This window comes from Bradyrhizobium sp. Pha-3 (genome assembly GCF_042258325.1).
Classification (GTDB): Bacteria; Pseudomonadota; Alphaproteobacteria; order Rhizobiales; family Xanthobacteraceae; genus Bradyrhizobium; species Bradyrhizobium elkanii.
Genome location: NZ_CP170151.1, coordinates 1,082,572 through 1,095,470, shown reverse-complemented (window position 1 = coordinate 1,095,470; position 12,899 = coordinate 1,082,572). Strand labels below are relative to the sequence as shown.

Below are 12,899 nucleotides of genomic sequence, written 5' to 3'. Positions count from 1 at the left end.
CAAGGCCCGGTGACGCTCAGCGCGCCATCAGCTGGCCATCGCCGTCTTGACGGAGGCCGGCTTGAAGCCGTTTCTCAATTCGAGGATCTTGGCCGCGATTTCGGTCACCGGGACCGGGTGACTGAACAGGAAGCCCTGCGCCTCGTTGCAGCCTTCGGCCCGCATATGATCCAGCTGCTCGACGGTCTCGATGCCCTCCGCGATCGTGGTCATGCCGAGGCTTCTGCCGAGGCTGATGACGGCGCGGACGATCGACTTCGATCCATGCGTCGCGGTCGCGTCGCGCACGAAGGATTTGTCGATCTTGAGCTTGTCGAACGGGAAGCTGCGCAGATAGCTCAGCGACGAATAGCCGGTGCCGAAATCATCCAGAGCGATGCGCAACCCCTGCGCCTTCAACTTGTGCAGCGTTGCAAGCGTCTCGTTGCTGTTCGCGAGGAACACGGACTCGGTGATTTCGAGCTCCAGCCGGCGCGGCGACAATTTTGACGCCGCGAGCGCGTTGACAACGACGTCGATGAAGTCGGCATCACGAAACTGGACCGCGGAGACGTTGACCGCGAGCTTCATCTCGCCGGGCCAGGTCGTCGCCTGTTCGCAGGCGCGATTGAGCACCCATTCTCCCAGCGGGCCGATCAGGCCGATCTCTTCCGCGATCGGGATGAACTGGTCCGGCGACACCAGCCCGCGCTTGGGGTGATGCCACCGCAGCAGCGCCTCGAAGCCGCAGATGCGGTCGAGATGGAGATCGTAGAGCGGCTGGTAGAACAACGAGAACTCGTCCTTGGCCATCGCCTCGCGAAGGTCGAGCTCGATCGCCCGTCGCCGCTGCAGGCTGGCGTCCATCGCAGGCTCGAAGAAGCGCCAGGTGCCGCGGCCTTCCATCTTGGCGCGGTACAAAGCGACGTCGGCGTTCTTCAGCAGCTTCTCGCCGGTGGTGCCGTCGCCCGGCGACATCGAGATGCCGACGCTGCATCCGACGACGACGCGATGCCCATTCAGCTCGTAGGGCGCACCCACGCATTCCACGATGCGGCGCGCGAGGCGCTCGGCCTCGTCTCCGCCCTGGACGCCACACTGGATGACCGCGAACTCGTCGCCGCCCAAACGCGCGACGGTGTCGACCTCACGGACGCAGGCGTTGAGCCGGTCCGCGACCGCACACAGCAATTCGTCGCCGACCGGATGCCCGAGCGTGTCGTTGACCTGCTTGAAATTATCGAGATCGAGGCAGAACACCGCGAAGCCGAGTCCGCGGCCGACCTGCGCAACCGCCAGCTCGATCCGTTCGGCCAGCAACGTCCGGTTCGGCAGCTTGGTCAGCGCATCGTGCCGGGCCATGAACGCGATCTGCGATTCCGCCCGTTGCTGTTCGGTGACGTCCTCGCAGGTGACGAGCCAGCCGCCATCGGATGTCGGCCGTTGCGCGATCGCAATGATCCGTCCATCGCTGAGATGCTGCAGATAGTTGCCGTCGTGCTGGGCCATCGAACGCTCGCGCTCCGCCAGCAGGTCGGCGACGGTCCGCTCGCCGTGATTGCCGGCGGCGATGCTCAGGTCGAGCACCTCCTCCATGGTCATTCCGGGAACGACAAGCTCCGGCGATATATCGAATATCTCGCAGAACCGGCGGTTGGCGACCTGCAGCCGCGCCTCGCTGTTGTAGAGGCACAGCCCTTGCGACATGTGCGTGAGCGCCGCGTCGAGCCGCAGATTAGTTTCATGCAGCTCCGCCTTCTGCTGCTTCAGCGCGGAGATGTCGCTGTAGACGAGAACGACGCCGCCTTCCTGCGTCTCGCTGCGGCTGACGCGCAGCCAGCGTCCATCCGAAAGCTGCGCCTCGCTCGCAAAGCCGTCGATGTCACCGTCGGCCGGCGCCAGCCTGGCGGCATCGAGCGGATTCGACTGCAGAAGCTGCGGCGAGAGACGGATGAATTCACTCGCGCGCGAGTTGGCCAGCGCGACCTGGCCATCAGCGTCGAGCAGCACGACGCCCTCGCGCGACGTTTCAAGCGCATCGGAAAGCCGTGCCTGCGCCGAGCGGCGTTGCGACACCTCTTGATTGACCATCCGCCGGATGTTGTCGCGCATCGTTTCCATGGCGGTCAGAAGCGTGCCAAGCTCGTCGGTACCGCCCTTCGGGATGGTCGCGTCGAGGTCGCCGCCGGCGATGCTTCGCGCGGCCCGCGATGCGATCGCGACCGGTCCGATGATGCGGCGCGCCAGCAGCCACGAGAACAGGGCCGACAGAAACAGCGCGACGGTCAGCCCGGCCACGTTGAGCTGCAGGTCCCGCTTGATCGTCGAAAGCGCCTTTTGCCGGAACAGAAAGCCATCGCCGGCCGTATAGTTGACCAGCAGCTCGACCTGCTGGCTAACGATCTTGGAGTAGCGATCGACATCGCCGACCGTCGCACCTGGTGCGCGCGGATCGGCCGCCGCGCTTCCCTCTGTGGACGATCCGATCGCGCGTCGGTGCAGCGCCATCCAGGCGTCGGCGGCTTCCTGGACCTTTGCGGCGGCTTGCGCGGCGCGCGAGGATTGCGACCGATCGGCGGCAATCGCCAGGTCTTCCGAGAGCGTCTTCGCGAGCTTTTCAATCTGGCCATCGAGATTGGCGCGGATCTCCGGATCCGTGGTCAGCAGGCGCTGCGACGAGGCGACCCGCATCGTGGCGAAATCCGCACCGGCCGCGCGTGCATAGTTGATCGACATCAGGGATTCGTCGAACGTCTTGGCCACCAGATCGCCGGCATGGCGGATGCCGAGGATGGAGTACCCGCCGAGGGCGACCGCAACGGCGCTCATCGCAAGGCAAAAAATCAGAATCTGGCTGCGGATCGAACCCTTGGTCAGGGCAAGACGCGAAAGCCGGCCGGTTGCGAACCGAAAGGCCGCACCGCTCTTTACCTTGAGGTTGCCAAATAGGCTGTCCATGCCCGCGTTTCGCCGTAGTGCTCGATACTCAGCTACGCAGAAACGCGCAGCACTGCGGAAAATAACTGTCTGCTCAAAATTGCCTTAGTAGTGACTGGAACTCATGCTGAAATCGTTAAGATCAGCTGGCGATAATCACCCTTACAGGTAATCCGGGACCCACACTTGCAGCCCGGGATAGCCGATATTTGGTGTTCGAGGTTCAGCGGGGGTCTCATGCAGTCAGGCTTGTTGCGCGCCTTGCGCCTGGGCCAGTTCGGCCGCCTGCCATTTGCGGCGGCGATCGTCACTGGAGCGCTTGCGGGAGCCGCTTTGGGCGCAGCCCCTTATGTCATTTCGCAGAAGGATCGTGAATTCAAACCCGCGCAGATCTCGATCAAGCGGGGTGAGGTTTTACGATTCGTTAACGATGACGGTGAACTGCTGCATCACGCTTATTTGAGCACCGATACGTTCAGTTTCGACTCGGGCGACCAGCAGCCGGGCAGCAAGTTCGACGTCACCTTCTCGGTGCCCGGCGACTACACGGTGCTGTGCGGTATTCATCCGAAGATGAAGCTCGCCGTCCACGTCGCCAAATAACCGCCCCAGGCGGCGGCGATTTACAGGACCGACGTCTTGAAGATCGCGGCGTGGCCGAAATAGTAGACGAACAGGGTCACCGACAGCGCGGCACAGAGCGCGACCGGGGCAAGCCACGGCGCACGACGGTCGCGCGGCAACACCTTGTTGTCGGCGACGATCGCAAGCAGGACGGCGATGATCGCCGAGTGTCCGATCGTGTCGATCTTGCCGAATTCGAAGCACGCGCTGATGAACATCCCCGTCAGCACGGTGGCGGCGCAGCGCCGGATCAGCGGGGTCCAGATCAAGGCAAAGGCGAGCGTGAATTCCACCATGCCGGCAGCGCGCATGTAGAACTCGTTGTCGAAGCCCAGCGTCATCGCGGAATGCTCGATCAGCAGCGGGAAGCTCCACTCCGGATAGGCCCATTTCTCGACCGAGGCCCACATCAACGTCACCGCGGCGGCGTAGCGCATCACGTCGATCGGCCGGATTCCGAACAGATCCTTGTTCAGCCCGACGAGCGCAAGATAGGCGGCAACACCGAGAAAGATCGGGTAATCGGCGAGGTGAAAGACACCGTAGTCGCGCACGCCGATCCCGAACAGGACCACCATCCCCGCCGCCGACAGCGGCAGCGTGCGGCGTGACAGCATCCCGGCAGCGATCGCAAGTTGCAGCGTGCCCACGAACGGCGACGTCGTCTTCAACTCGGGCGTCAGCAGGATGCCGCCCACGGCCCAGATCGAGATGAAGAAGAACGCGCATACGGCGCGCATCATCAATTCGGTGCGCAGCCGTAGTCCCTCGGTGACGCGGTCCATCACCCGGATCGTGGCATCACCCAGCGAGGTGGGCTCGATCAGGCAACCCGCAAACAGCCAGAAAATGGCGACGCCGAGCAGCAGCTCGAAATCCAGGCAAAGAACATTCTCGAGTCCGCGGGGCTGACCGGCGACATCGTAGGCACAAAACCATTTGACATGTGCCTCGGCACTGCGCGCGGCTACGACACAAAACAAAACCGCTGCAAGGCACGTGGCGAAAAAGGAGCGCACCGCCGAGACGGTATCTCGCGCCCATCCACTAAACATTGAACCAACCGCCCACACACTTAAGGACTTGTTTAACTTATATCAAATTTTACGCTTTGCGCCTGCCGGGACACCCCGTGGTTGCATTGTGGTTAATCATGGCGGGCGAGCCCCCGGCCTGTCCCTTAGTGCAGTCTTTACAGCCGGTTCCCTCAAATTTTAGCTAATTCCGGCACGGGAGCTCAATTCAACTGTCGTAGTGAAATCCGGACAAAATCGGATCGGGAGGCCGGTACAGTGTTCGGAGCGTTGAGCGTCGTAAGTATCGGGGTGGGGTCGGCCCTCGCCTACATGACAAGATCGTCCGCTGCGCGCGCAGCGACCCTCGAGACCTGCGCGGGCGCATTCGTGATCGTCGGGCTCGGCCTGCTGGGCGCGGCGCTGCCGCATCTGTCCTGAACGAACCTCGTTCTGAACCGCGCTGGGCCGAGGTCAGCGCGGCAGTTTGGGGACTCCTGCCACCGGCGGGGCCGTTGCAGTCAGGGTTTGCAGGAAGGCGATGAGGTCGTTCTTCTCGCCTGCCGTCAGGGACAGCGGCTTGATGTCGGGCGATCGGCTCGGCCGATCGATCCCGCCCTTGTTGTACAGCTCGATGACATCTTCCAGCGTCGCCACCGATCCGTCGTGCATATAGGGCGCGCGGCGCGCGACGTCGCGCAATGTCGGCGTCTTGAACGCGTATTTCAGCTTCGCCGAGGTCGGAAAGAAACGGCCGCGCCCGATGTCATGGCCCTTGGCGGTACCGATATCCTGGAAGGATCCGTCGGAAAACGACGGGCCGCTGTGGCAAGCCGAGCAACGCGCCTTGCCGTTGAAAAGCTCAAAGCCGTGCTGGGCCGACTTGCTGATGGCGGTATCGTCGCCTTTGATCCAACGGTCGAACGGAGCCTCGCCTGCGATGATGGAGCGCTCGAAGGTCGCCAATGACGCCTCGATCCTCGGCCGCGTGATCGCGCCGTCTCCGAACGCGTGGGTGAAGGCATCGACATAGCCGGGGATCGCCGACAGTCGCGCGATCAATTCCGGCTCGGTCATGTTCAGGTTCGCCGGACTGAGGATCGGCCCGAACGCAACGGATTCCAGATCCTTGAACTTGCCGTCCCATCCCAGCGGCTCGAAGAAGGCCACATCGATCAATGTCGGCGAGCGGATCGGCAGGCCCTTGGGATCCTCACCGATGGCGCGCGGAAGGCCGTCGGCCCATGAAAGGGATGGCCTGTGGCAGCTCGCGCAGGAGTGCGTCTTTGACCTCGACAGCAGCGGATCGAAGAACAGCAGCTGCCCAAGGGTGGATTTCGCCTCCGAATAGGGATTGCTGCTCGGGAACGGCACGACGTCCGGCCGCCGATAGCTGGCGCGGATTGTCGCAGGGTCGCCCGGCGCCGTCGCCGGGGTCAAGGCAAGCGACAGCCCTACCGGCAAAACTGCCGCGAGCAAGGTCAGGCTGACCCAAAGCCTCATCGGGGTCCTCAGACGGTATCCTGCTCGGTATATGCCCAAGCAAGTTCAACGAAGTTTTAACAAACGGTTGCGGCCTATTACGGATACCGGGCATTGGTCACGATGGCGCGGGGGCTAGCGCGCGCGCTTGATTTCGATCAATCCGCGCGGCGGTCTGGTCACACAACCTGAGGCAGCCGCTACTTCTTCACCGGGCGCAGCGGCGCGGAGAACTGTTCGGTGCGGTCGCGCTCAGTCATGTCGACGACGGTGTCCATCGGCGCGGTCAGCTCATAGACATAGGAGACGTCGGTGAAGTAGCGCTTCGCGGTACCGCCGAGCGCCTCGGGCGCGACACGGTCGAGCAGGATCAGGCCGAAGTCACTGTCGACCCGCCGCGTCGCCTGGCTGGTGTTGAACTCCTCCCAGCGGAAATGGAAGACCGCGTCGGCATCCTCGCCGACGACCTCCCAATTGGCGACGATGTGCGGGTGCTTGCCGACCAGCGACAGCCCTTCGTCGGAATGCGAGGCGAGCTCGAAGAACAGCAGCGACAGCGATTGCGCGGCGCGAGCGCTGACCGTGATGTCGGGACCGTTCACCGCGATCCGGTCGGCATGCGGGATCGAGCGCGATTCGAACAGGCCCTTCAGCTTGACGCCCTGCCACTGGCTCTCGCTGAGCAGCGTGACGACGTTCGACATCGCGTGGATGCGCCCGATCAGGAGCTCGCGCGCGACGTCGATATCGGCGCCGTGCCGCAGCGTGCGGGTCACGATCGACTGGATCACCGCGAGGATGTTCTTGACGCGATGGTTGAGCTCGTCGATCACGGCGGTCAACCGGCGCTCGAAGCCGATGCGGACCTCGATCTCGCGGCTGAGGCGCAAATTGTTGTAGGCGACATATCCGAACAGGCCGCAGACGATGCCGGTCAGCGCGAGGCCGATCGCCGCGACGATAGTCGCGGTCTGCTGCGCACGCACCGTGGCGTTGCTCTTGGCATAATAGTCGAGCGACCAGTCACGGCCGCCGAACGTCACCGTGCGCACCATCGACGGCAGCGGGCCGTCCTGGCGCACCGCGCGCGAGGTGACGATGCCCTGCTCGTTGGCGGTGAACTCGTCATTCGAATCGCGCGGGTCCTTCAGCGCCACCGCGAACAGCGAGCTGTCGTCGTTGGTCAGCATCAGCGACGACAACTCATAGGAGAAGGTGATGAAGCCGGCCGGCTCGGATGCGCCCTCCTGGAACACCGGCGCGGCGAGCACGACCCCGACCGGGCCGTTCTGCCGCAACAGCGGCACCGGATCGGAGGCCACCGGCTTGGCGTTGGCCATCGCCCGCGCCAGCATCGGGCCCACCACCGAGTGGCGGTCGAAGGCGCGGCCCGGAATGCTCAAGGTCTCCGGATTGCGCGGCTCGACGTCCATCAGCACGTTGATCGGCTTGTCGAGCGCCTTGAGGTCGAGCGCCTGGTCGTCGAAATCCCGGATGGTCGGATTGGTGAAGCCGTTGGCCTTCAGCTCGGCCTCCGCCGCGGCGAGCTCGTCCGGCTTGAGCCGCGCGATCCAGGCGGCGACGACGAAATCGGTCTTGAAGGCGTAGATCGCCGAGCGCAGCGGCTGCAGCATATTGGCCTTCACCATCGACGGCGCCCGGAACAGCCCCGAGGCGACCCGCGCCAGCAGCTCGCGCTCGGTCAGGCGGTCCTGCACCAGGCTGGCATGGACGTCGATCGCCCGCGCCAGCGCGATGCCGTCGATCGCGAGCTCCTGATCGTGCACCCGATAGGCGGCAAGACCGGAGAGCAGAACTCCGATCAGTGCAATCAAGGCAACGATGAAGCCCAGTCGAACCACACGCTTACTCGGCAATCAGGGGGTGGCGAAAGGGGACGGAAGGCATCTGGCTTCTGCGAGGGCGGCGACAAATCAGGATGCGATGAAAGCCCGCCGCAAAGTAATATGGAATAGCGATCATCGGTCCGCAACAGGAGCCGGTCGGCAACATTAACGACGACGCCACCCGGCGGTCTTTGGCGGCGCCAACGGTTGCTAATCGTCAAAGTTGGAAATTGTTCCGGCTATTGCGCAGCTTTTTTGCGGCGAGGTGCGCGCCCCTCTCATCGACCGTCACCCTGAGGAGCGCGGCACGCGCGTCTCGAAGGGTGAACGGCCCGACTGGTGGCCGTGCACCCTTCGAGGCTCGCTACGCTCGCACCTCAGGGTGACGGGACCCGTGCCACAATGATTAACGCCTAACCCGCCTTGACCTTGCCCTGCGACCGAAGGCCGCCCTTGGTCTCGATGAAGCTGATGATGCGATCGAGGCCGTCGCTCTTCTTCAGGTTGGTCATGACGAAGGGCCGCTCGCCGCGCATCCGCCTGGCGTCGGTGTCCATCTTCTCGAGCGACGCACCGACATGGGGTGCGAGATCGATCTTGTTGATCACCAGCAGGTCGGATCGCGTGATGCCGGGACCTCCCTTGGAGGGGATCTTGTCGCCGGCGGCAACGTCGATGACGTAGATCGTCAGGTCGGCCAATTCCGGCGAGAAGGTCGCCGCCAGATTGTCGCCGCCGGATTCGATCAGCACCAGATCGAGGTCGGGGAATTTCGCCCGCATGTCGGCGACCGCGGCGAGATTCATCGAAGCGTCCTCGCGGATCGCGGTGTGCGGACAGCCGCCGGTCTCGACACCGGCGATGCGGTCCGGCGTCAGCGAGCCGGAGCGCACCAGAAACTCGGCATCCCATTTGGTGTAGATGTCGTTGGTGATCGCGGCGATGTCGTAGCGCTCGCGCATCGACTTGCAGAGCAGGTCCATCAGCGCGGTCTTGCCGGAGCCGACCGGACCGCCGACGCCGACGCGAAGTGGGCCGTGGGAAGTGGGCATATCAACAAGTCCCTCTATCGTCGTCCCGGCCGAGTGCGCAGTTGCGCACGGAGCCGGGACCCATTACCACCGAATTCAATTGTTGCGAAAAGCTGGGGCCGCAGACTTGCATAACCACGAAGGCCGGTGGTTATGGGTCCCGGCTTTCGCCGGGTCGACGGCGGAGGGTGCATCATGACCGGAACAGCCTCGTGTACTGCGTCTCGTGACGCAGGCTTGCGAGATCGGCGCGAAAGGTCGCGCTGCCGAGATCGTCGAGCGAGGCCGCGTCGGCCCGCGCCGCGGTCGCGGCCACGACCGGCTCGAGATCGGCCAGCACGCGCTGGCTGTCGGTCTGCCCGAGCGGGATCAGCCGGCTGCCCGCGGAAATCCAGTTGGAGAGCACGGCATGCAGGAAGGCGTGCAGCACAGGCGGAAGCCGAATGCCGTGCGCGGCGCTGACGAGGCCGACTGCGACCGGGTAGACGATCGGTCCGTCGCAAGCCGCGATCATCGCGTCGAGGCCGGGCGAATTCCAGGCGGCACGGGCAATCTCGATGAAGGCGCGCCCCTGCGTCGTGGTCTCGAGTTGCCGCTCGCGCGATGGTACGAAGGCGGTCGCGAGTTCGGCAATCTCCTTCAGTCCGGCGGGATCATGCTCAGACGCCGCGCGAAAACTCTGCGCGAGAAACACGGCGTCGCAAAATCCGCTGCCGTCGGCGAGCATCGTGGCGAGCCAATCGCGCAGCGACGCGGCATCCGTGATGTCGCCGGCCTCGACCGCCCATTCGATGCCGCTGGAATAGGCGAATGCTCCGACTGGAAAGGACGGCGACAGCCACGTCATCAGCCGGTACAGCACGGCCGCCTCGTCCTCCGCCATCCCGCCGCGCAGCACGGCGGGATCAGGCTCATTTGTGGTCATGAGCATGGGAGTGGTCGTGGTGATGATGGGCGTGCTCGCAATGCTCATCATGATGATGGTGGTGGTCATGGTCAGGCCCATGATCATGGCCATGGTGGTGACCGTGATCATGCGCATGGCTATGGGCATGATCGTGCCCGGTGTGACCATGCGCGTGCTCGTCGGCATGCGCATGCTCGGCATAGGCGCCGCCCTCGGGATCGAACGGCGCCTCGATCTCGATGACACGGGCCCCCAACCCCTTCACCATCGCCTCGATCACGTGATCCCTGCGGATGCGCAGGCCCTTCGGCATGATCTGGGTCGGCAGATGACGGTTGCCGAGATGCCAGGCGACCCGGATCAGATGATGCGGATCGCTGCCGCGGATTTCCGCGAGCGGCTCGGGAGCTGCGACGACCTCGACGAGGCGGCCGTCCTCCAGCACCAGCGCATCGCCGCCGCGCAGCGCGACGGCGTTTTCGAGATCAAGCAGGAATTCGAGCCCGCGCGTCCCTGACATCACCATCCGCCGCCGGTGCCGGTCGTCGAAATCGAGCACGACGGTGTCGGCCGCCGCTTCCTTCCAGCGATGCTGTCCCAGGACTTTGGTGGCGCGGATCATCGATGCCTCAGAGCTTCTCGACCTTGGCGTCGCTGATGATCTCGATCACCGTCGGCCCGGTCTTCATGTTAGCGGAATATTCGCGCCATACCTTCATGTGCGGCGCCCTGGCATGGCCGTTGAGATCCTCGCGGCTCTCCCAGCGCTCGACCACCACATAGAGGTTGGGATCGTTGACGCTGACATTGCCGTCATAGGAGATGCAGCCCTTCTCCTTGCGGGTCTCGACCGTGCAGGCCTTGTGCCCCTTGATGAAGTCGTCCTTGTTCTCCGGCTTCATCGGCGTGGTGGCGATGACATAGATCATGGATTATCTCCCTTCTTTTTCTCGTTAGCGGACGTCGACCTTCTCGGGCGTGATCACCTCGATCTTCGGCGGCGCGGCCATGCATTTCACCGCGACCCGGCCGAACGTCTTCATGTGCTCGGCGGTGCGATGCGGCACCAGCGCCTCCGCGTTCTCCCACTGCTCGACGAACACCATCTTGCTGTGGTCGGTGACGCTCTCATGCAGATCGTAGGCGATGTTGCCGGGCTCCTTGCGGGTTTCCTTGATGCAGGCCGTCGCCGCGGCGATGAATTCGGCGCGGGTCTCGGGCTTGATGGTCAGCGTGGCAACGACGTAAATCACGGAAATTCCTCCCGGTTTTCTCTTTTGGCGCGAGTCTTGTTTGGCGCGCTTTCTTTCCGCGAACCGGAAATCCGCTTCGCTCGAAAACGCCCTGGTTACCGGGACGGGTTTTAGAACATAAAATAGCGCTGTGCCATGGGCAGCACCTCGGCCGGCGCGCAGGTCAGCAGCTCGCCGTCTGCGCGTACCTCATAGGTCTCGGGATCGACCTCGATCTCGGGCGTCGCGTCGTTGTGGATCATGCTCTTCTTGGAGATCTTGCCGCGGGTGTTCTGCACCGCGTAGAGCTTCTTGGCTGTGCCGAGCTTGCGGGCGAGACCGCCGCTCGCCGCGGCCTTCGAGGTGAACACCACCGAGGACGCGGTGAGCGACTTGCCGAAGGCGGCGAACATCGGCTGGTAATGCACCGGCTGCGGCGTCGGGATCGAGGCGTTGGGATCGCCCATCGGCGCCGCCACGATCGAGCCGCCCTTGATGATGCAGTCCGGCTTGACGCCGAAGAACGCCGGCGACCACAGCACGAGGTCGGCGAGCTTGCCTTTCTCGACCGAGCCGATCAGTTTCGACACGCCGTGCGCGATCGCGGGGTTGATGGTGTATTTGGCGATGTAGCGCTTGACGCGAAAATTGTCGTTGTCGTTGCCCTTGTCCTGCGGCAGCGTGCCGCGCTGTTTCTTCATCTTGTCGGCGGTCTGCCAGGTACGGATGATGACCTCCCCGAGCCGGCCCATCGCCTGCGAGTCCGACGAGATCATCGAGAGCGCGCCGAGATCGTGCAGGATGTCCTCGGCGGCGATGGTCTCCTTGCGGATCCGGCTCTCGGCGAAGGCGAGGTCCTCGGCGATCGACGGATCGAGGTGATGGCACACCATCAGCATGTCCAGGTGCTCGTCGATGGTGTTGCGCGTGAACGGCCTTGTCGGATTGGTCGAGGACGGCAGCACATTCTTCAGGCCGGCGACCTTGATGATGTCGGGCGCGTGGCCACCGCCGGCACCTTCGGTGTGGAAGGCATGAATGGTGCGGCCCTTGAAAGCCTTGATCGTATCCTCGACGAAGCCGGACTCGTTCAGCGTGTCCGAGTGCAGCATCACCTGGACGTCGTAATCGTCGGCCACCGAGAGACAGGTGTCGATCGCGGACGGCGTGGTGCCCCAGTCTTCGTGCAGCTTCAGCGCGCAGGCGCCGGCCTTGATCATCTCGACCAGCGCCGCCGGGCGTGAGGCATTGCCCTTGCCGGAGATGCCGAGGTTGACCGGGAAGGCGTCGAACGACTGGATCATCCGTCCCATGTGCCAAGGGCCGGGCGTGCAGGTGGTGGCGAAGGTGCCGTGCGACGGGCCGGTGCCGCCCCCTAACATCGAGGTGACGCCACTCATCAGCGCGTGCTCGATCTGCTGCGGGCAGATGAAATGGATGTGGCTGTCGAAACCGCCGGCGGTGAGGATCTTGCCCTCGCCCGCGATCACGTCGGTGCCGGGGCCGATGATGATGGTCACATTGGGCTGGATGTCCGGATTGCCGGCCTTGCCGATCGCCGCGATCATGCCCTCCTTGATCGCGACGTCGGCCTTCACGATGCCCCAGTGATCGACGATCAGCGCATTGGTGATGACGGTATCCGCCGCGCCTTGCGCGTTGGTCACCTGCGACTGCCCCATGCCGTCACGGATCACCTTGCCGCCGCCGAACTTCACCTCCTCGCCATAGGTGGTGAGATCCTTCTCGACCTCGATGATCAGGTCGGTGTCGGCGAGCCGCACCTTGTCGCCGGTGGTCGGGCCGAACATGTCGGCATAGACGGAACGCTTGATCTTCACGGACAT

Annotated in this window: 11 protein-coding genes; 1 reads left to right on the top strand and 10 read right to left on the bottom strand. The window is 64.0% G+C overall.

The genetic code is table 11. The features are described from left to right. Nucleotides 1-27 precede the first annotated feature (27 nt). A complete protein-coding gene (locus tag ACE10X_RS05175) occupies nucleotides 28-2,937 on the bottom strand; it encodes an EAL domain-containing protein (RefSeq protein ID WP_038386114.1) in 2,910 nt (969 codons plus the stop codon). A 216-nt stretch (nucleotides 2,938-3,153) separates the two neighbouring features. Here ACE10X_RS05175 and ACE10X_RS05170 point away from each other — a divergent pair, with 216 nt between their 5' ends. Then, complete coding sequence (locus tag ACE10X_RS05170) at nucleotides 3,154-3,519, top strand: methylamine utilization protein (protein WP_038386113.1); 366 nt, start codon at nucleotides 3,154-3,156, stop codon at nucleotides 3,517-3,519. Between the two features lie 20 nt (nucleotides 3,520-3,539). Here ACE10X_RS05170 and ACE10X_RS05165 read toward each other — a convergent pair whose 3' ends face one another. The 9 genes from ACE10X_RS05165 to ureC all read right to left on the bottom strand — a co-directional run bounded on the left by ACE10X_RS05165 (nucleotide 3,540) and on the right by ureC (nucleotide 12,899). After that, complete coding sequence (locus ACE10X_RS05165) at nucleotides 3,540-4,523, bottom strand: hypothetical protein (protein ID WP_038386112.1); 984 nt, start codon at nucleotides 4,521-4,523, stop codon at nucleotides 3,540-3,542. A gap of 504 nt (nucleotides 4,524-5,027) precedes the next feature. Further along, nucleotides 5,028-6,056, bottom strand: a complete 1,029-nt coding sequence (locus tag ACE10X_RS05160) for a cytochrome-c peroxidase (protein ID WP_051003091.1) — start codon at nucleotides 6,054-6,056, stop codon at nucleotides 5,028-5,030. 179 nt (nucleotides 6,057-6,235) lie between these two features. Continuing rightward, nucleotides 6,236-7,897, bottom strand: coding sequence for an HWE histidine kinase domain-containing protein (locus ACE10X_RS05155; protein ID WP_038386111.1), 1,662 nt, complete (start codon nucleotides 7,895-7,897; stop codon nucleotides 6,236-6,238). A gap of 398 nt (nucleotides 7,898-8,295) precedes the next feature. Continuing rightward, nucleotides 8,296-8,934, bottom strand: a complete 639-nt coding sequence (ureG, locus tag ACE10X_RS05150) for an urease accessory protein UreG (protein WP_028334695.1) — start codon at nucleotides 8,932-8,934, stop codon at nucleotides 8,296-8,298. A 172-nt stretch (nucleotides 8,935-9,106) separates the two neighbouring features. Beyond that, on the bottom strand, nucleotides 9,107-9,844 hold the full coding sequence (locus ACE10X_RS05145; protein ID WP_038386110.1) for an urease accessory protein UreF: 738 nt from the start codon (nucleotides 9,842-9,844) through the stop codon (nucleotides 9,107-9,109). Next, nucleotides 9,825-10,442, bottom strand: a complete 618-nt coding sequence (locus ACE10X_RS05140; protein WP_038386109.1) for an urease accessory protein UreE — start codon at nucleotides 10,440-10,442, stop codon at nucleotides 9,825-9,827. Before ACE10X_RS05140 ends, ACE10X_RS05145 begins: the two co-directional genes overlap by 20 nt. A gap of 7 nt (nucleotides 10,443-10,449) precedes the next feature. Then, nucleotides 10,450-10,749 (bottom strand): putative quinol monooxygenase, encoded by a 300-nt coding sequence (locus ACE10X_RS05135; RefSeq protein WP_028342270.1) that lies wholly within the window; start codon nucleotides 10,747-10,749, stop codon nucleotides 10,450-10,452. Between the two features lie 24 nt (nucleotides 10,750-10,773). Next, entirely contained in the window at nucleotides 10,774-11,073 is a 300-nt protein-coding gene (locus ACE10X_RS05130; RefSeq protein ID WP_024581875.1) for a putative quinol monooxygenase, read from the bottom strand. 110 nt (nucleotides 11,074-11,183) lie between these two features. After that, nucleotides 11,184-12,899 (bottom strand): urease subunit alpha, encoded by a 1,716-nt coding sequence (gene ureC, locus ACE10X_RS05125; protein ID WP_028342272.1) that lies wholly within the window; start codon nucleotides 12,897-12,899, stop codon nucleotides 11,184-11,186.

What these genes read in the sequence shown, in the direction of transcription:
- ACE10X_RS05175 (WP_038386114.1), bottom strand. Translation starts at nt 2,937, where the DNA reads ATGGACAGCCTATTTGGCAACCTCAAGGTAAAGAGCGGTGCGGCCTTT.
- ACE10X_RS05170 (WP_038386113.1), top strand. Translation starts at nt 3,154, where the DNA reads ATGCAGTCAGGCTTGTTGCGCGCCTTGCGCCTGGGCCAGTTCGGCCGC.
- ACE10X_RS05160 (WP_051003091.1), bottom strand. Translation starts at nt 6,056, where the DNA reads ATGAGGCTTTGGGTCAGCCTGACCTTGCTCGCGGCAGTTTTGCCGGTA.
- ureG (WP_028334695.1), bottom strand. Translation starts at nt 8,934, where the DNA reads ATGCCCACTTCCCACGGCCCACTTCGCGTCGGCGTCGGCGGTCCGGTC.
- ACE10X_RS05145 (WP_038386110.1), bottom strand. Translation starts at nt 9,844, where the DNA reads ATGCTCATGACCACAAATGAGCCTGATCCCGCCGTGCTGCGCGGCGGG.
- ACE10X_RS05140 (WP_038386109.1), bottom strand. Translation starts at nt 10,442, where the DNA reads ATGATCCGCGCCACCAAAGTCCTGGGACAGCATCGCTGGAAGGAAGCG.
- ACE10X_RS05135 (WP_028342270.1), bottom strand. Translation starts at nt 10,749, where the DNA reads ATGATCTATGTCATCGCCACCACGCCGATGAAGCCGGAGAACAAGGAC.
- ureC (WP_028342272.1), bottom strand. Translation starts at nt 12,899, where the DNA reads ATGTCCGTGAAGATCAAGCGTTCCGTCTATGCCGACATGTTCGGCCCG.